Source organism: Actinoalloteichus caeruleus (genome assembly GCF_049311605.1).
Lineage (GTDB): Bacteria > Actinomycetota > Actinomycetes > Mycobacteriales > Pseudonocardiaceae > Actinoalloteichus_B > Actinoalloteichus_B caeruleus.
Genome location: NZ_CP186005.1, coordinates 2,635,109 through 2,651,758 on the forward strand (window position 1 = coordinate 2,635,109; position 16,650 = coordinate 2,651,758).

Consider the following 16,650-nt stretch of genomic DNA (forward strand, 5'->3'; position numbering starts at 1 on the left):
GGCATGATGAGCGTTACCTGATCGGGGGTGGGACATGGGTGTTCTGGTGTACGGGGCGGGCGGGGTCGGCCTGTACCTGGCGGCGCGTCTCGCGTCGGCCGGTGAGCCGGTGACGGTCAAGGGCCGCCCGGCCACGGTGCGCGCCGCGGCCGGCGGCGGCGTGGAGATCCGGAACGAGAACAACACCGAGGTCGTCTCGAACGTCGAGTTCGTCGACGACCTGGCGGGGCGCCGCTTCGACTTCGCCATCGTGGCCACCAAGTCCTGGCAGGTCGAGGAGGCCGCCGCCGAGATCGCCCCGGCGCTCGAACCTGGCGGCAGGGTGCTCACCACCCAGAACGGGGTGGACGCGCCGGCCCGCGCCGCCGCCCACGTGCCCTCCGACGCGGTGTACGGGGGGACGGTCGTCGTCATCGTGCGGCGGGTGGCGCCGCTGGCCGTGCGACTCGTCGGCTCCGAGGCCCGCGTGGTCCTCGGCTCCCTGCGGCACTCCGAACCCGACGCCGCCGGGTTCCGACTGGTGGAGGTGCTGCGGAGAGCCGGAGTGGACGCGCGGTGGACCGAGGACGTCCGCACCGCGTTGTGGCGGAAACTGGCGCTCATCGCGTCCTACGGGGGAGTGGGCGCCCTGGCGGACGCCCCGGTGGGGCGGACCAGGTCCGTGCGCCCCACCCGGGACCTGGTGGAACGGGCGATGCGGGAGGTCATCGCGGTCGGCAACCGGTCGGGGGCCCGCCTGGGCGAGGATGATCTCGCCGAGATCCTCGACGTCTACGAGCACGGCTTCGCGCCGGAGACCACCGCATCCCTCCAGCGGGACCTGTGTGCGGGCCGCCCCTCGGAGTTGGCCGACCAGAGCGGCGCCGTGGTGCGGCACGCCACGGCGCTGGGCATCCCCGTTCCCGTGCACGAGCTGATCTGGGCCACCCAGCTGCCCAGGGAACTGGCCGCCAGGGAGGAGCGGTCCGACGTCGGCCCGGGACCCGTGGTCGAACCGTGAGATGACCGGACCACGCTCGTGGCTGCCCGTGCCGCCACTGCCGGTCGGGGTGGCGGTCGAGCTCGTCAACGAGTGGGCGGTCACCCCGCGCCAGGCGTCCGCCCGACCCTGGGGCGGTCACCCCGCCCCGGACTCCCCGTACCGGATGCGGCTGCACGAGACCTGGCCCGGGGGGAGCCGCCTGGCGGACGAGGAGATCAGCTCCGCCGCGGAGGAGATCCACGCCGTCTTCGCCGCTGAGCCGGGCGAGGCACGCGACGCGGTCGTCGATGCCCTCGTTGACCGCGTCGGGCTCGTCCCGCGTCTCGACAGCCGGGGGGCCCCGCCCCGGTTGGGGTGGCGAGCGGCGGCGGACGCGCCTCCGCTGCTGGCCGCGATGCTCGCCACCGTCCTCGACGCGCTCACCGACCCGGCGACCCGGTCGGCCGGCCTGTGCGCCGCCGAGCGGTGCGCGGACGTCTACCTCGACACCTCGCGCCGTGGGCACCGGGTCTACTGCTCGACCCGCTGCCAGACCCGCGAACGGGTCCGAGCCCACCGCCAGCGCCGCTCGTGACCCCCGGGACGAGGCGCGGCCGGTGGACCGGGTGCGGGGTTCCCCGGGCGTCGTTCGGCACACGGGTCGGGGGATCATCTCGCGCGGCGGTCAGCTCTCGAGGAACTTCAGCCCGGCGACGCCCACCACGATCAGGCCGAGGAAGAGCACCCGGCCCGGGCTGAGGGTGTCACCGAACCAGACGACGCCCGCCACCGCCACGCCGACGGCGCCGATGCCGACCCACACCGCGTAGGCGGTCCCGAGGGGCAGGTCCCTGACCGCGAGGGTGAGGAGTGCGAAGCTGGCGAGTGCTCCGCCGATCCCCAGGACGCTGGGCCAGAACCGGGTGAACCCGTGGGACTCCTTGATGGCGCTGGCCCAGCCGATCTCCAGGAGCCCGGCCGCGACGAGGAGCAACCATGAGATCACGTCGCCTCCGATCGTCGTCGCTCCCCGGTGGAGAACCCGCCGGTCATGCGTTGTAACCGCCGTCCACGGTGAGGGCGGTGCCGGTGACGTAGCGACCGGAGTCCCCGGCGAGGTAGGAGACGGCGGCGGCGATGTCCCGAGGCTCGCCGTAGCGGCCCAGTGGGATGGCGGGGAGCTCCTCGGCGGCCTCGGGAGCCGAGGCCGGGTTCATGTCCGTGTCGATGTTGCCCGGGTGCACCGCGGTCACGGTGATGCCCCGGTCGCCCAGGTCCCGGGCGAGCCCCCGGGTCATGCCCTCGACGGCGGCCTTGGTCATGGAGTAGAGGGTGACCCCGGGGTAGGGGGTGCGGTTGGCGAAGGAGCTTCCCACGGTGATGATCCGGCCCCCGGGGCCCATCACGCGCGCGGCCGCCTGGCTGAAGAGGAACGGCGCCCTGACGTGGAGGGCGAGGGCCGCGTCGACCTCGTTCCCGGTCACCTGGGGCAGCGGACCGTTCGGGAAGGTGCCCGCGCTGTTGACGAGGATGTCGAGCCGTCCGAACCCCTCGAACACCGCGTCGACGGCGGTCACCGCCGCCGTGGGCGCCGCGCTGTCGAGGGCGATCGCCGTGGCGCGGCGGCCGAGGGCGCGGATCTCGCGGATCACACCGTCGGCCGCTGCCTCCGACGACAGGTAGGTGATCGCGATGTCCGCCCCGTCCTCGGCGAGGCGTCGGGCGATCGCGGCGCCGATCCCCCTGCTCCCTCCGGTGACCAGCGCGACCTTGTTCCGTTGCGGCATCAGGTTCTCCCAGTGGTGTTAATTTTGTAGTGAACATTAAAAATATACACTGGGGGCATGTCCAGCACGCACGGCGCCACCGACGCCACCGGCCAGCCCCGGCGGCGGGGGCGGCCCCGCGCCTTCGACCGGGAGACGGCGCTCCGCCAGGCGATGGAGGTGTTCTGGGAGCGCGGCTACGAGGGCACTCGCCTGACCGATCTCGTTCAGGCGATGCGGATGAACCCCCCGAGCCTGTACGGCGCGTTCGGGTCGAAGGAGAAGTTGTTCCGCGAGGCCGTCGAGTTCTACAACTCGCCCGACCGCTCGACCACCACGCTCGCCCTGGAGAGGCCCGGTCCGGTGCGGGACGCGGTCGAGGCGCTGCTACGTGACAACGCCAGGGCCTACGTCGACCCCGAGACCCCGCACGGATGCCTGGTCGTCCTCTCCGCGATCTCCTACTCCCCGGAGAGCGAGGGCCTCCGCGACCTGCTGCGTTCCCTGCGCGAACAGGACCGGGACCGGCTGCGCGCCCGTCTTCGCGCCGCGAGGGCCGACGGCGGCCTGCCCGGCTCGGTCGACGTCGACCGGCTCGCCTCGTTCCTGATGTCCGTGCTCTTCGGCCTGTCGATCCAGGCGCGCGACGGCGCCACCCTCGCCGAACTCGACGGAGTCGTGGACATCACCCTCGCCTCCTGGGACCACCTCGTCGACACCGCGCGCGGCGGGTGAGAGGCCCCACCGCCGATCGGGATCCGGCGCTGGACAGGGGAGACCCGAGTTCGCGCGGGTCTCCTGGCGGTGTCCCGAGGGCGTCGGTCCTGGACGGTCGACGATCCGCGCGGGGGGCTCGCGCACCCGTGGGTGAACCCCGGGGGAAGTCGGCGTCACATCGACGAGCGCGCCGGGAAACACGCGGCGGCGCGGGGATCCTCCGCCCGGACCGGGTCGCGCGCGTCCACTGGATGAGGCGGACCGTGGACCGGAGGCGGGAGGGACGGGAGAAGGACGAGATGGCGGGCAGGCTCGGTCCGGTCGGGAGGTCCGGCGCGGTGGGTCCGGGCGAGACGCCCGTACCGGTGTCCGCTCCGGACCCCCGGAGGTGGAGGGGACGCGGCGCGCGGCGGCGCCCCGACCTGGTCGTCCACCCACGTGACGAGCAGGGTTGAGGAGCGGGGGCACGGTGAGCCCAGCCGGACCAGTCCCGCGCACCGGGGAGCCCGGTGCGGGGTGGACCGGTGCCGGCCAGGCCACTTCCGTGTCCGCCCGGGGCCGTCAGGCGTGCCGCTGGCGAGGCGGGCCCCCGACTGCCACCCCGGGCCGGGGACCTCGGCGGATCACCCCACGCTGGGGCCGTCCGTCCGGCTCGGGGAGCGGCGGCGCCCCGCCCTGAGCACGCGGCCGCCTGGTGCCGCCGCGCCGGTACCGGCCGGGCGGAGGGCACTCCGCCCCAGCGGGTCCGGTCACCGCCCGTCGAACCGTTCCGGGTGCAGCCAGCCGGCCAGTTCCTCCAACCCGTCCAGGGTGTGCGCGCCGCCCGAGGCGAAGGCGGAGGCGGCGGGGAGGAGCAGCACCCGGTCCTCGGCCACTGAGGGGATGTCGGCGACGGCCGGGTGGGCGAGCAGGCTGTCGAAGGACTCGCGACCCGCGCCGGTCACGTCGACCAGCACGACCGCGTCGGGCGCGGCACCGACGACGACCTCCGGGTCGACGGGACCGGTGCGGCGCACGCCGGCCCGTTCGGCCGCCGAGGCACCGCCCGCCAGCTCGACCAGGCCGGTGGTGAAGGAATCGGGGCCGAGGACGAACGGCACGCCGGCCTGGTTGCTCAGGACGAGCACGGAGGGGCGATCGACGCCGTCGACGGCATCGCGCACCGCGTCGCGCCGACTGGCCATGTCCGCCACGAGGCTCTCGGCGCGGTCCTCGACCCCGAGCGCCTCACCCAACAGCGTCAGGTTCCCCGCGACCTCGTCGAGGTCGTCCCAGTGCTCCAGCGCGAGAACGGGGACGCCGCTCTCGTCGAGCAGGGACAGCGCGTCCTGCTCGCCGTCGTGGCGGGGGGTGACCAGGACCAGGTCCGGGTTCAGGGACAGCACCAGCTCGGGGTCCGGGTTGGTCCCCGGCGGCAGGTGCTCCGACACCGCCGCCGCATCCTCGACGTGGTTGCCGAGGTGGGTGCCGGTCACGCTCGCCGGTACCGCCACCAGCCGCTCCGCCCCCACCAGCGCCAGCGCGGCCTCGGCGGCGTCCGGTGACAGGGCGGCGATCCGGGTCGGTTCCGAGGGGATCGTGACCGGCTCGCCCTGACCGCCGCCTCCGACGGTGCGCGGGTAGGAGGCGGCGGCACCGGGCGGCGCGGAGGACGGCGCGGGCACGGGTTCGTCCGCCGGGGTGGTCGCGCAGCCGGCGAGCAGCACCACCGCCAGCGACGTGGTGCCGAGGAGTGAGCCTCGGCGTACCGGGTTGGTCATCGGGTGTCTCCTGATCCTTCGTCGATGTCCAGGGGGACCACGCGTGGGCTCCGGGTGTCGGGGTCGTGGCGGACCACCACCCGCACTCCGTAGGCGACGGCGATGTTCTCCCTCGTGAGCGTCAGTTCCGGGGGGCCGTCGGCGAGCAGACCGCCCTGGTGGAGCAGCGCCACCCGGTCGCAGAACCGGGCGGCCTGGTTGAGGTCGTGCAGCACGGCCACGACGGCGGTTCCGCGTCGGGCCAGTTCGCGGAGCAGGCGCAGCACGTGGAGCTGGTGGCGGAGGTCGAGGGCGGCGACCGGCTCGTCGAGCAACAGCACCCGGGGTTCCTGCGCGAGCGCCTTCGCGATGTGCACGAGTTGCCGCTCGCCGCCGGAGAGCGTCGTCACCTCCTGGTCGGACCAGCGGTCGGCTCCCGCGTCGCGCAACGCCTGGTCCGCGATCCGCTCGTCCTCCGGGCCCACCGGGGCGAACCGGCGGAGGTGGGGGTGCCTGCCCAACAGCACGACCTGCCGGGAGGTGAACTCGAAGTCCAGTGCGGTGTCCTGGGGCACGTGGGCCAGGGAGCGCGCCAGGACCCGGGGACGCAGCGACCGCGTCGGGGTCCCGTCGAGCCGGACGTCCCCGCCCTCCGGCCGCCGGAGGCCCGCGAGGACGGAGAGCAGCGTGCTCTTGCCGGCTCCGTTGGGACCGACCAGCGCCATCACCTCGCCGGTTCGCACGCGCACGGTGACGTCGACGAGCACCGGACGACCGTCGATGACCACGCTCACCTCCTCCGCGACCAGCGGCAGGTCGTCCGGGGCTCCGTGGCGGGGAGGGGGACCGGTCACCGCGCACCTCGCCGTCCCCGCCGGAGGACCAGCAGGAGGAAGACGGGCGCGCCGATCAACGCGGTGAGCGTCCCGGTCTGGAGCACGACCGGGCTGAGGAGCATCCGGGCGCCGAGGTCGGCGAGGACGAGGAAGGACCCGCCGAACAGCGCGGCGGCGGGGAGCAGCAGCCGGTGATCGGGCCCCACCACCAGGCGGATGACGTGGGGCACGACGAGGCCGACGAAGCCGATCGCTCCCGCCACCGCGACCGCGCTCCCCGTGATCAGGGCGGCCAGGGTGAGCAGCAGGCGGCGGGTGCGGAGCACGTCCACTCCGGAGGACCGGGCCGCGCTCTCACCGAGGAGCAGCATGTTGAGGTCGCGGGAGAGGAGCAGGACGCCGACGACGCCCACGCAGACGGGTGGGAGCGCCAGCGCCACGTGCTCCCAGGTGCGCGCGACCAGATCACCGTTGAGCCAGAAGACGATGCCCCGCACGTCCCGGTCGTCCGGCACGTTCGCCAGCACCGCGCTGATGACCGCGCCGAGCAGCGCGTTGAGCGCGATCCCGATGAGCAGGAGGGTCGAGGCCGACCGGTCGCGCCGCGCGGCCGCGACCAGGTGCACGACGACCAACGCCGCCAGCGCGCCCACGAACGCCGCCGCCGGCAGCACCCAACGGCCCAGGACCGTGGCCCCGGTGGCCAGGACCAGCACGGAGGCGGTGGCCGCGCCGCTGGAGACCCCGGTGACACCGGGATCCGCGAGGGGGTTGCGGAACAGGGCCTGCATGACGGTCCCGGCCACGGCGAGCGCCGCCCCGACCACCAGTGCCACCAGCACCCGGGGGAGTCGGATGGTCTCCACGACCAGCTCGTACTGGCCCGCCGATGCCACCACGCCCAGCCGGTGCAGCAGCACCAGCACGGTGTCCCGAGGAGGCACCGGTATCGGGCCGAGCGACACCGCCGCGACCACGACGACCAGCAGCAGGGCCGTCAGTCCGGTCAGGACGATGGCGGCACGCGGGGGGCCGCGCCGCGCGCGCCGAGCCGGGGACGCGGCAACGGAGGTCTTCACAGCTCACCTAGCGGGACCGAACCGGCCCAGAAGAAATGAAAATCATTGTCGACCGGATCGTATGTCGTCGGCGGCGCGCGCTGTCAACGGAACGTGAGCCGCGACGCAACTCCCGCGCTCGGTTCCCTCGGCGTCCCGGAGGCGTCGCGTGTCGCGCGCCAGCCGAGGGTCTCGGTCCGCGACCGGACGACTCCGCGCGGGAGGGTGGTGCCAGGCGGCCACCTGCCGCGCACGCGGTCATCTCCGTGCGTGGCCGGGAGGACCGCACCAGCCGAACCGGACTCGCGCCCCGACCGCCCCCTGATCCGGGCCGTCGCCCGGGCGAGGAACCGCCGCGCGTGACGAGAGGGGTGAACGGTGGCGGGTGGACCCGCTGGTGGCTCCCACCTCGGGCGGCCGGCCTCGTCCCGCGCCAGGGAGGCCGGGACGTCGACGGCGGTAGCCGGTGGGTGGGAGGTGGACCGCGCGGCCGGGACGGTCCGCGGCTCCGAGTGCGAGGCGGTAAACCGGTGGCCCCGGGACCGGCGCGTCTGGGAGCCTCACGTCCGTGACCGCCCACCTCCTCCGGCGGGTGCGGATCGTGCACCTGTCCGGCCCGGTGTTCCGCGCGCTCGCCGCCGGCGACCTCGACGGCGCGAACGCCATCGCTCCCGTGCCCGTCTCCCCCTACTTCGCGGGGCCGGCCTGGCGGGGCGTGTGGCGCCGCCGTGCCGAGCGGGTCGCCCGGGAGCCGGCGAGCGCGGCATGGGTCACCGGGCTCATCTGGGACGAACGACGACGGCTGGCCGTGGGCCGGGCCGGGTACCACGGACCTCCCGACGAGTCCGGCATGGTGGAGATCGGCTACGCGGTCGAGCCGACTCACCGCCGCCAGGGCTACGCGGCGGCCGCGCTCGAGGTCCTGCTGGACCGCGCGGCCACCGAACCGGGGGTGCGCACGGTGCGGCTGAGCATCAGCCCGGACAACCTGGTCTCCACCCATCTCGCGACGCGGTTCCACTTCACGCGGGTGGGGGGAGCAGTGGGACGACGAGGACGGCCTGGAGATCCGCTACGAGCGGCCCGCCGGGGGTTCCGCCGGCTCGGGCTGACACCCCCTCGCGGGGCCGCTACCTCTCGGTGGGGGGTGTCAGCCCGTCGAGGACGATGGAGATCGCGGCGTCGAACTCGTCGTGGTCGCTCGCTGTCGATGCCGCCTCCTGTTCGAGGGTGGCCAGCACCCTGGGCAACGCGTCGCCGGTGAGGGCGCGCAGGCGCGCGGCGAGGACCTCGTTGACGCCCGTGGCCGCCTCCTCCGCGAGGGTGGCGAGTTGGGCGTACTGCTCCACCTCACCCCGGGTGTAGGTCCACAGCATGGTCAGCACGGTCACCGCGCGCTCGCCGGAGATCCCGGTGGGTTCCAGGCACGCCAGTCCCGACTCCAGTCGGTGCAGGTAGGACGGCAGCAGCGGTTCCGTCCCGACGGGGATCGCGGTCAGCCACGGGTGCCGTTCGTAGGCCTCGCGCAGGTCGCGGACCCAGGCGCGGAGTCGGTCCCGCCAGCCCGCGCCCTCGGGGGCGCCACCCGGGCCGAGGGCGTGGTCGGCCGCGAGGATCACCAGGTCCTCCCGCGACTCCACGTACCGGTACAGGGACATGGTCCCGCTGCCGAGTGCCTTGGCGAGCCCACTCATGGTGATGGCGTCGATGCCCTGCTCGTCGCCGAGCCGGACGGCCGCCGCCAGCAGCTGCTCGAGCGTCCACCTCGGCCGGGGCCCCTTCGTGGTGGCGGGTGACCGGCCCCAGGCCAGCAGAACCGCTCGGGGGACCTGAGGGGGAGCCAGGTTCCCCTCGTGCTCGTTCGCCATGCGGCCATCCTACTGCGTAACCCTTGCGCATTCATACTGCGTAACTGTTACGCTGTACGCATGACGAGGTCATCACCCCAGCTCACACCACCATTCGTAGATCGCCCGACCGCCGACAAGTCGGCTCTCGCGGTCTCCGGGATCCGCAAGCGCTACGGCGACCGCGAGGTCCTCCGGGACGTGACCTTCGACGTCCCGGAGGGGCGGGTCCTCGCACTCCTGGGCCCCAACGGCGCCGGCAAGACCACCCTGATCCGCATCCTCACCACCCTGGTCCGGGCCGACGGGGGGACCGCCCGGCTCCTCGGGCACGACGTCGTCCGCGATCGGGCCAGGGTGCGCGAACTCATCAGCGTCACCGGGCAGTACGCGTCGGTCGACGAGGAGCTGACCGGCCGGGAGAACCTGGTGATGGTCGGGCGCCTGCTCCGGCTCGGGAAGTCCGAGGCGCTCCGACGCGCGGACGAGCTCCTCGAGGAGTTCGACCTCACCGCGGCGGCCCACCGCCGCGTCGGCCACTACTCGGGAGGGATGCGCCGCCGCCTGGACCTGGCGGCCAGCCTGGTCGCCTCCCCGCCGCTGATCTTCCTCGACGAACCGACCACCGGGATGGACACCCGGAGCCGGGCGGCGCTGTGGAACGTGGTCACCCGGCTCGCGCGCGGCGGGCGGACCATCATCCTCACCACCCAGTACCTGGAGGAGGCCGACGTCCTCGCCGACCGCATCGCCGTGCTCGACGGCGGGGCGATCGTCGCCTCGGGCACGGCGGCGGAGCTCAAGAAGCGGGTCGGGCGGGAGACCGTCGAACTCGTCCTCGACGACGGGGCCGTCATCCGGTCCGTCACCGACGGCAACCCCGAGCGGGTCCGCCTCCTGCTCAACCGCCTGCACTCCGAGGGGCGCCACGTCCGCACCCTCACCGTCCAGAACCCCACCCTCGACGACGCCTTCCTCGCCCTGACCGGCCACAGCACCGCGACGGCACCGACCGACAAGGAACCCGCCCGATGAGCACCGCCACGCTCCCCGCCGAGCTGGTCTTCGCCAAGCGCAGCATCACCCACTCGCTGCGCAACCTCGACAGCCTGGTCACCGCCGTCGTCGCACCGGTGGCGATCATGCTGCTGTTCGTCACCGTGTTCGGTTCCGCCCTGGACTCCACCGTGGGCGGCTCCTACGCCGACTACGTGACCCCGGGCGTGATGTTGTTGTGCGCCGGTTTCGGTGCCGCCCTGACCGCGACGTCCATCCACACCGACGTCTCCAAGGGCTTCGTCCAGCGGCTGCGCACCATGCCGGTCCGGGCGTCCGGCGTCATCTTCGGACACGTCCTCGCCAGCGTGCTGCGCAACCTGGCCTCCATCGTGATCGTGCTGCTCGTCGCGGTCGCCATGGGTTTCCGGCCGACCGCCACCCCGCTGGAGTGGCTGGGCATCGTGGGTCTGCTCGCGGCCTACGTCCTCGTGTTCACGCTGATCGCCGCCGCCTGGGGGCTGGCGTCGAAGTCCGTGGAGTCGGCGGGCATGTTCAGCTTCATCGCGCTGTTCCTGCCCTACCTGTCCACCGCGTTCATGCCGGCCGACAACCTGCCCGGGTTCCTGCGCGGCTTCGCCGAGCACCAGCCCGTCACCCTCGTCATCGAGGCGCTGCGCGGGCTCGCCACCAGCGCTCCGGACTCGACCACCCTCACCCACTCGCTGCTCTGGCTCGTGGGCCTGGGCGTCGGGGCGACGTTGCTCACGGCACGCCTGTTCGACCGCGCCGCCCGGAGCTGAGCACTCGCGACCGGTTCGGCGTCCCGTGCGCACCCCGGCGGGGGCGCCAGGCCTGACCTCCCGTGCGTGCCGGAGCGGGCCAGGCGTCCCACGGAGGGCGGTCGCCACGGCGGCCGCCCTTCCCCACGCGGCGGACCTCTCCTCATCGATCCGCGTCGAACGGGTGCCCGGACCCCGCCACCCGGTGGTGCGGCTCTCGGGGGAGTGGCCGCCGCCGGGGCTGGCGGGGTGTCCCAGCCGGTCGGTCAGTTCAACGTGCGGGTGCCCGCCGGCAGCCCACCACCGGCGTGGACGTCCTCGACGAGCTCGGCCAGCGCGGTCAGGGCGACGTTCTGGCTCCACGGTCCGTAGGACACCCGGCTGACCCCGAGTTCCCGCGCCACCTCCAGCGAGATCGAACCGGGAACGCCGATCAGGTTGACCTTGCGCTCGCCCAGCTCGGACACCAGCCGGGTGACCTGGTCGACGTCGAGCCTCCCCGGCACGAAGACGTTCGACGCGCCGGCGTCGAGGTAGGCCCGGCCCCGGGCGATCGCGTCCGCGAGCACCTCCTCGGGATCGCGGTCCCCAGCCTTGAGGAACGCGTCGGTGCGCGCGTTGAGCACGAAGTCGACCCCGGCGGCCTCGGCGGCGGCCACCGCGGCCTCGACCGCCCCCACCGACTCCGCCAACGGCTTCATCTGGTCCTCGAGGTTGGCGCCGACGGCCCCCACCTCGATCGCGCGGGCGATCGTGCCACCCGGGTCGCCGTAGCCGGCCTCGAGGTCGGCGGTCACGGGCAGGTCACCCGCCGCGCGCACGATCAGCGCCACTTCGGCGATCATCTCGTCGCGCGGGATGCGTTCCCCGTCGGGGTAGCCGCGCGAGGCGGCGATGCCGTGGCTCGCGGTGGCCAGCGCCCGTGTTCCCGGGATCTCGGCGACGACCTTCGCCGTGATCGCATCCCACACGTTGACGACGAGCAGCGGCTCCGGTGCCGCGTGCAGCTCCTGGAGCAGGGTGGCCTTCTCCGCCGTTGAGGTCATGCCGATCAACCTAGCGGCGGACGGCGGCTGCCGGTACTCCAGTCGATGCCCGCCCACCAGGCGGGCCGACTCGGCGGCGAACGCGGCCGGCGCCCCGCGCTCCGCCCCCGCGGGGACTCCCGGTGGCCGCCGGTCCGCTCCCACCGGGGCACCGCGGCCCGCTCCCCGGTGCCGGTGGGACATCATCGCCCAGCCCGGGGAGCCCCCGGAGCGGCGACCAGCCCTGGTGCCACCGGCCCGGCTCCGCCCGATCGGTCACCGCCACCCGGGCCGGCCAGGACCTCCGAGGTCCTGGCGGGGGCTGGCGCCACCACGGTGCGACCCGACGTCCCGCCCGGGCTCGGACGTCGTCCGCCCCTCAGCCCCGTCCGGCGACGGTCGTCAGCGCCTGGTCCAGGATGTCCAGTCCCCGGTCCAGTTCGGCGTCCGTGGTGGTCAGCGGCGGGGCCATCCGGAAGATGCTGCTGCTCCCGGGGAACTGGACGATGTTGAGGTGCAGGCCCAGCTCGAAACAGGCCTGTGTGACGGCACCGCCGAAGTCGTGCGCCGGGGTCCTGCTCTCGCGGTCGGTGACGAGTTCGATGCCCTGGAGCAGGCCACGGCCCCGCACGTCGCCGACCTGCTCGTGCCGGGACTGGATCTCGAGCAGCCCACGGCGCAGCCGGTCGCCCAGCTGGCGCGCGGTCCGGTCGAAGGCGTTCTCCTGGAGGACGGTGACGACCGTGAGCCCCACCGCCGCCGCCAGCGGATCGGAGACGTGGGTGGTGCCGAAGTAGAAGCCCCGGTCGTGGCAGGTGGACTCGATCTCGTCGCTGGTGATGACCGCCGCCAGCGGCAGCCCGGCGCCGAGCGTCTTGGACAGGGTGAGGATGTCCGGGGCGACGCCCTCGTGCTGGAAGGCGTACCAGTCACCGGTGCGGCACAGACCGGTCTGCGCCTCGTCGAGGATCAGCAGCATCCCGCGTTCCTCGCACTTGCGCTTGAGCGCGGTGAGGTACCCCGGGGGCAGCTCGATCACCCCTCCCGTGCTCAGGATCGGTTCGGCGATGAAGGCCGCCAGGCTGCCCACCGACTGGCGGTCCACCATCGCGAAGGCGTGGTCGAGTTCGGTCCGCCAGTCGTGCCGCCCGTCCCGCTCGAACAGCGGCCGGTAGGCGTTCGGCGTGGGGATCACGAGGTTGCCGGGGGCCACCGGACCGTAACCACGCCGGGAGATCCCATAGGTCGCGGCGCCGGCCGCGTGCGTGACCCCGTGGTAGGACTGGTCGAAGGAGACGACCTCGTGGCCGCCGGTGTGGAGCTTGGCCATCCGGATGGCCGCCTCGTTCGACTCGCCGCCGGTGCTGAGCAGCATCACCCTGTCCAACCCGGACGGCAGGGTGTTCGCGAGGGCGGCGGCCAGGTCCACCACCGGACGGCTGAGCATCCAGCTGAACAGGTGGTCCAACCTGGAGACCGACCGGCTGACGCACTCGACGATCGCCGGGTGGCAGTGGCCGAGCAGCGCGCTCATCTGCCCGGAGGTGAAGTCCAGGATGGCGCGGCCCTCCGAGTCGAAGACCTCGGATCCCGCCGCCCGCTCGATGATGGCGGGCACGAAGTCGTTGTGGGCGTAGCGGATCAGGTGGCGACGAGCCGTCGCCCAGAACTCGTCGGCCGACTCGGCGGCCCGCGCGGTCGTCTGAGGGTCGGTGGTCATGCCCATGTCCTGCCCCTTCTCCTGGCGGCGCTTGTGGCCAGGCTAGGACAGACGTGGCGGCAGCCGATTGCGGATGTTGCCCGTGAACGGGGGTATCAGGGCACACTCAGTGCGTGGATCGCACCGACCGCGCCATCATCGACCACCTGCGCCGGGACTGCCGTCTCGCCAACACCGAGATCGCCGACCGCGTCGGGCTCACCCCCTCGCCGTGCCTGCGCCGGGTCAGGCGGCTGGAGGACGAGGGCGTCATCCTCGGTTACCACGCCCGCATCGCCCCCCACGCCCTGGACCGGGCCTTCGAGGTCCTGGTCGACCTCGAACTCACCGACCAGGCCCGCGCCACCCTCGAACGGTTCGAGGCCGCGCTGGTGTCCTTCGACGAGGTGGTGGAGGCACGCCGGATGTTCGGTGCGCCCGACTACCACGCGGTCGTCGCGGTGGCGGACCTCGCGACCTACGAGCGGTTCCTGACCCAGCGCCTGATGGCCGTCCCCGGGCTGGCGAAGCTCCAGTCCCGATTCCCGATGAAGACGATCAAGGCCGACGTGCCCGGCGGGCGAGGTGGAGCGGGGCCGGCGGGCACGTGACCGGGTGCGGCCACCCGGCCTTCCCTGGCACCGCGTGCCGCCCGCCCCGGCGGCGGCGCGCTGACCTCGGGTGAACGGAGTCGTCCGACGGGCCGTTGCCGGTGCTGCGCCGCCGGCGCGGCCCCTCGGACACGACGGCGCCCGTCGGCCACCGCCCGAGCGGGTGCGCCTGGGTACCGGGTGCCGCCTTGCGCCGCACCCGGCCGTCCCGGCGGAACGCTCCGACGTCCACTGTGCTCCGTCAAGTTCGTGGAAAACGCCGATCGGACCTGCGGTTGCCGATAGACTCCGGTCGTCACGACGGGTCTGGACGCGGAGGTTCGTCGCAGCGTGCGTACCCCTGGTCCTCCCCGGCGCGCCGACCGCCTGGCAGCACGCCGCGGCCCCGGACATCACGGATCGAGGAGCGGAGCGGACCGCCCGACGCCCTCTCGCCTCCCCACGTGGCGCGCTCCCCAGACGGCCCTCCACCCGCCGGGCCGACGTGACGGCGACCAGCCCCACCACCCGCGCCCGGCCATCCACCCCCGCCTGACGCGGGTGGTGCCACTCCCACGGCCGACCCGGCCACGAAGGACGACACCATGCACAGCGACACGTTCGGTAGCGGAGACCCGGTCCTGCTGTTACACGGCGCGGGCGTCAGCGGTTGGATGTGGCGACCGCTACTCGAACACCTCGGGCGGGACCTCACCGCGATCGTCCCTGACCTGCCCGGATTCGGCCGCAGCGCCCACCGCCCCTACGTCTCCCACCAGGAGACCGTCGCCGAACTGGCGGACCTGATCAGGCGCACCGCGCCCCGGGGGGCCCACGTCGTGGGGTTCTCGCTCGGCGCCCAGCTGGCCATCCTGCTCGCCTCGCACCACCCCGACCTCGTGCTCGGCACCGTCGTCGTCAGCGCGGAGACCACACCCGCCCCGCTGCCCGGGACCACGCTGGCGCTGGTGTCGGTGACCGCCCCGTTGGCCCGGCGGGCGTGGTTCGCCCGAGCCCAGGCCAGGCAGCTCGCCATCCCCGCCGACCTGATGCCCGACTACGTCCGGGACAGCGCCGCGACGACCAGGGAGACGCTGGTGGCGAGCGTCGGCGAGAACCTCCGCTTCACCCTCCCCTCCGCCTGGTCCACGGTGTCCACCCCCGTCGCGGTGCTGGTGGGGGAGAAGGAACGCCGGCTCATGCGGGAATCCGCCCGGCTCACGGCCGACCAGGTCCAGGGCGACGGCCCGCGCACCGTCGAGGGCGCGGGGCACGACATTCCCTTCACCCGACCGGCGGTCCTCGCCACCGTGATCCGCGAGACCTTCGGCATCCCCACCGACGGCGGGCACCCACCCGGCCCGGAACCCCGGGACTGAGCGGAGCGCCGACGAACCCCGCTCTGGCCGAGCGCGATCCGTGGCGCTGCGGGCAGGGCGTGACCGACGACCGACCCGGCGGTGTGCCGGGCGCCGAATGGAGGAATGACATGGCAGGACGTGTTCGAACCATCGCGGTGCTCGACGCACCCTCCAACCTCGGGCTGCGACCTCCGGAGGACGGCGTGGTGCCCGGCTGCGGCAAGGCACCCGGGGTGCTGCGGGACGCGGGGCTGGTGACCGCGCTCGACGCCGTGGACGCCGGCGTGGTCACCCCCGGGCGCTACCGCCCGGACTGGACACCCGGCACCGTGCGCAACGAGGCTGCGATCGCCGAGCACTCGCTGCGGCTCGCCGCCAGGCTCGACCGGATCGCGGACCGGGGCGAACTCCCGCTGGTGCTCGGCGGTGACTGCTCCATCCTCGTGGGGATCGGCGCGCACCTGCGTGGGCGCGGCCGGTTCGGCCTGGTGTCCTTCGACGGCCTCGACTACCGGCACCCCGGCAACAGCGACGCCGTCGGCGCCGCGGGCGGCGAGAGCCTGGCGCTGACCACCGGGCGTGGCGGGATGTTGGCGGAGTTGGGCGGCACCCGCCCCTACGTCCGCCCCGCCGACACCGTGGCGCTCGGCGTGCGCCCCGACGACGAGTACCTCGCGGACGCGGTGGACGCCGGCCTGCGGGTGATCACCTCGACGGGCGTCGCGGCCGACCCGGTCGGGGCGGCGGAGGAGGCGCTGAGGACAGTGGACGGCCCCGAGCTGGCCGGGTTCTGGGTCCACGTGGACGCCGACGTCCTCGACCCCGACGTCATGCCGGCCGTCGACAGCCCGGAAGCCGGCGGCCTGACCTTCGACCAGCTCGTCGCCGCCCTGGGACACCTGGCCGTCTCGCCCCGCCTGGTCGGGGTGGACGTGACCATCTACGACCCGGACCGCGAACCCGACCCCGACTTCCGCCACGGGCGGCTGCTGGCCGACCTGCTCGTCTCGGCCTTGGCCGAGGCGGGCCGCGCCCCGGCTGAGCGGTGAACGGGTCTCCGCCCCGCGGCCGATGGGACCGCTGACCCGTTCCACCGGTGCCGCCCCGGGGGCGGTGGCCCGCCCGGATCTCGAGGTGGGCCGGGGCCGCGCTCGGCGTGGCGGCGACGCCACGAGCGAGAACCGGGGCCAGGGGTATGCCCCGGTACCCCGACCGCCTGTCGCGCCCGGGGTACCGGCCATCGTCCCAGCCCTGGAACGGGACCCCGTCCACC

Annotated in this window: 16 protein-coding genes and 1 pseudogene; 9 read left to right on the forward strand and 8 right to left on the reverse strand. The window is 73.9% G+C overall.

What is annotated here, in order from left to right; all coding sequences use genetic code 11:
* Positions 1–34 precede the first annotated feature (34 nt).
* Both ACOJVX_RS11330 and ACOJVX_RS11335 read left to right on the forward strand, forming a co-directional pair.
* Positions 35–1,000: a ketopantoate reductase family protein gene (locus tag ACOJVX_RS11330; protein WP_422647510.1), complete on the forward strand. Its 966-nt coding sequence runs from the start codon at positions 35–37 to the stop codon at positions 998–1,000.
* Between the two features lies 1 nt (position 1,001).
* Entirely contained in the window at positions 1,002–1,556 is a 555-nt protein-coding gene (locus ACOJVX_RS11335; protein WP_026420209.1) for a CGNR zinc finger domain-containing protein, read from the forward strand.
* A 90-nt stretch (positions 1,557–1,646) separates the two neighbouring features.
* On the opposite strand, the gene ACOJVX_RS11340 is transcribed toward ACOJVX_RS11335, so the two are convergent.
* The gene (locus tag ACOJVX_RS11340; protein ID WP_026420210.1) at positions 1,647–1,964 is read right to left on the reverse strand and encodes a DMT family transporter; all 318 of its coding nucleotides are present in this window, start codon (positions 1,962–1,964) and stop codon (positions 1,647–1,649) included.
* Between the two features lie 46 nt (positions 1,965–2,010).
* Positions 2,011–2,748 (reverse strand): SDR family NAD(P)-dependent oxidoreductase, encoded by a 738-nt coding sequence (locus ACOJVX_RS11345; protein ID WP_418153439.1) that lies wholly within the window; start codon positions 2,746–2,748, stop codon positions 2,011–2,013.
* Between the two features lie 57 nt (positions 2,749–2,805).
* Between ACOJVX_RS11345 and ACOJVX_RS11350 the strand changes: the two genes are divergently transcribed.
* On the forward strand, positions 2,806–3,462 hold the full coding sequence (locus tag ACOJVX_RS11350) for a TetR/AcrR family transcriptional regulator (protein WP_030107072.1): 657 nt from the start codon (positions 2,806–2,808) through the stop codon (positions 3,460–3,462).
* 731 nt (positions 3,463–4,193) lie between these two features.
* On the opposite strand, the gene ACOJVX_RS11355 is transcribed toward ACOJVX_RS11350, so the two are convergent.
* From ACOJVX_RS11355 to ACOJVX_RS11365, 3 genes are read right to left on the reverse strand one after another with little or no spacing between them, the layout of a single operon-like run.
* Positions 4,194–5,204 (reverse strand): ABC transporter substrate-binding protein, encoded by a 1,011-nt coding sequence (locus ACOJVX_RS11355; protein WP_418153437.1) that lies wholly within the window; start codon positions 5,202–5,204, stop codon positions 4,194–4,196.
* Positions 5,201–6,037 (reverse strand): heme ABC transporter ATP-binding protein, encoded by an 837-nt coding sequence (locus tag ACOJVX_RS11360; RefSeq protein WP_026420214.1) that lies wholly within the window; start codon positions 6,035–6,037, stop codon positions 5,201–5,203. The genes ACOJVX_RS11355 and ACOJVX_RS11360 overlap by 4 nt, the downstream gene beginning before the upstream one ends.
* Complete coding sequence (locus tag ACOJVX_RS11365; protein WP_422647511.1) at positions 6,034–7,098, reverse strand: FecCD family ABC transporter permease; 1,065 nt, start codon at positions 7,096–7,098, stop codon at positions 6,034–6,036. The genes ACOJVX_RS11360 and ACOJVX_RS11365 overlap by 4 nt, the downstream gene beginning before the upstream one ends.
* 694 nt (positions 7,099–7,792) lie before the next feature.
* Here ACOJVX_RS11365 and ACOJVX_RS11370 point away from each other — a divergent pair.
* Positions 7,793–8,044: pseudogene (locus ACOJVX_RS11370) on the forward strand (GNAT family N-acetyltransferase); the annotation flags it as partial.
* Between the two features lie 163 nt (positions 8,045–8,207).
* Here ACOJVX_RS11370 and ACOJVX_RS11375 read toward each other — a convergent pair.
* Positions 8,208–8,945, reverse strand: a complete 738-nt coding sequence (locus ACOJVX_RS11375) for a TetR/AcrR family transcriptional regulator (protein ID WP_418153435.1) — start codon at positions 8,943–8,945, stop codon at positions 8,208–8,210.
* Between the two features lie 60 nt (positions 8,946–9,005).
* Between ACOJVX_RS11375 and ACOJVX_RS11380 the strand changes: the two genes are divergently transcribed.
* On the forward strand, positions 9,006–9,959 hold the full coding sequence (locus ACOJVX_RS11380; RefSeq protein ID WP_051314280.1) for an ATP-binding cassette domain-containing protein: 954 nt from the start codon (positions 9,006–9,008) through the stop codon (positions 9,957–9,959).
* Positions 9,956–10,723, forward strand: coding sequence for an ABC transporter permease (locus ACOJVX_RS11385; protein ID WP_026420217.1), 768 nt, complete (start codon positions 9,956–9,958; stop codon positions 10,721–10,723). Before ACOJVX_RS11380 ends, ACOJVX_RS11385 begins: the two co-directional genes overlap by 4 nt.
* Before the next feature lie 245 nt (positions 10,724–10,968).
* On the opposite strand, the gene ACOJVX_RS11390 is transcribed toward ACOJVX_RS11385, so the two are convergent.
* Together ACOJVX_RS11390 and ACOJVX_RS11395 are read right to left on the reverse strand one after the other, a co-directional pair.
* Positions 10,969–11,748: an isocitrate lyase/PEP mutase family protein gene (locus ACOJVX_RS11390; RefSeq protein WP_026420218.1), complete on the reverse strand. Its 780-nt coding sequence runs from the start codon at positions 11,746–11,748 to the stop codon at positions 10,969–10,971.
* A 358-nt stretch (positions 11,749–12,106) separates the two neighbouring features.
* Positions 12,107–13,453, reverse strand: coding sequence for an aspartate aminotransferase family protein (locus tag ACOJVX_RS11395; RefSeq protein ID WP_030225894.1), 1,347 nt, complete (start codon positions 13,451–13,453; stop codon positions 12,107–12,109).
* Between the two features lie 107 nt (positions 13,454–13,560).
* Here ACOJVX_RS11395 and ACOJVX_RS11400 point away from each other — a divergent pair, with 107 nt between their 5' ends.
* The 3 genes from ACOJVX_RS11400 (at position 13,561) to ACOJVX_RS11410 (ending at position 16,426) form a co-directional block, all read left to right on the forward strand.
* On the forward strand, positions 13,561–14,037 hold the full coding sequence (locus ACOJVX_RS11400) for an Lrp/AsnC family transcriptional regulator (RefSeq protein WP_026420220.1): 477 nt from the start codon (positions 13,561–13,563) through the stop codon (positions 14,035–14,037).
* A 584-nt stretch (positions 14,038–14,621) separates the two neighbouring features.
* Positions 14,622–15,395 carry an alpha/beta fold hydrolase gene (locus ACOJVX_RS11405; protein WP_418153618.1) on the forward strand — a complete coding sequence of 258 codons (774 nt, stop codon included), beginning with the start codon at positions 14,622–14,624 and terminating at the stop codon, positions 15,393–15,395.
* A 110-nt stretch (positions 15,396–15,505) separates the two neighbouring features.
* Complete coding sequence (locus tag ACOJVX_RS11410; RefSeq protein ID WP_026420222.1) at positions 15,506–16,426, forward strand: arginase family protein; 921 nt, start codon at positions 15,506–15,508, stop codon at positions 16,424–16,426.
* Positions 16,427–16,650: the final 224 nt, after the last annotated feature.

Coding starts and splice junctions, on each gene's coding strand:
- ACOJVX_RS11410 (WP_026420222.1), top strand. CDS start 15,506: ATGGCAGGACGTGTTCGAACCATCGCGGTGCTCGACGCACCCTCCAAC.
- ACOJVX_RS11375 (WP_418153435.1), bottom strand. CDS start 8,945: ATGGCGAACGAGCACGAGGGGAACCTGGCTCCCCCTCAGGTCCCCCGA.
- ACOJVX_RS11405 (WP_418153618.1), top strand. CDS start 14,622: ATGCACAGCGACACGTTCGGTAGCGGAGACCCGGTCCTGCTGTTACAC.
- ACOJVX_RS11330 (WP_422647510.1), top strand. CDS start 35: ATGGGTGTTCTGGTGTACGGGGCGGGCGGGGTCGGCCTGTACCTGGCG.
- ACOJVX_RS11380 (WP_051314280.1), top strand. CDS start 9,006: ATGACGAGGTCATCACCCCAGCTCACACCACCATTCGTAGATCGCCCG.
- ACOJVX_RS11350 (WP_030107072.1), top strand. CDS start 2,806: ATGTCCAGCACGCACGGCGCCACCGACGCCACCGGCCAGCCCCGGCGG.
- ACOJVX_RS11385 (WP_026420217.1), top strand. CDS start 9,956: ATGAGCACCGCCACGCTCCCCGCCGAGCTGGTCTTCGCCAAGCGCAGC.
- ACOJVX_RS11335 (WP_026420209.1), top strand. CDS start 1,002: ATGACCGGACCACGCTCGTGGCTGCCCGTGCCGCCACTGCCGGTCGGG.
- ACOJVX_RS11345 (WP_418153439.1), bottom strand. CDS start 2,748: ATGCCGCAACGGAACAAGGTCGCGCTGGTCACCGGAGGGAGCAGGGGG.
- ACOJVX_RS11390 (WP_026420218.1), bottom strand. CDS start 11,748: ATGACCTCAACGGCGGAGAAGGCCACCCTGCTCCAGGAGCTGCACGCG.
- ACOJVX_RS11395 (WP_030225894.1), bottom strand. CDS start 13,453: ATGGGCATGACCACCGACCCTCAGACGACCGCGCGGGCCGCCGAGTCG.
- ACOJVX_RS11355 (WP_418153437.1), bottom strand. CDS start 5,204: ATGACCAACCCGGTACGCCGAGGCTCACTCCTCGGCACCACGTCGCTG.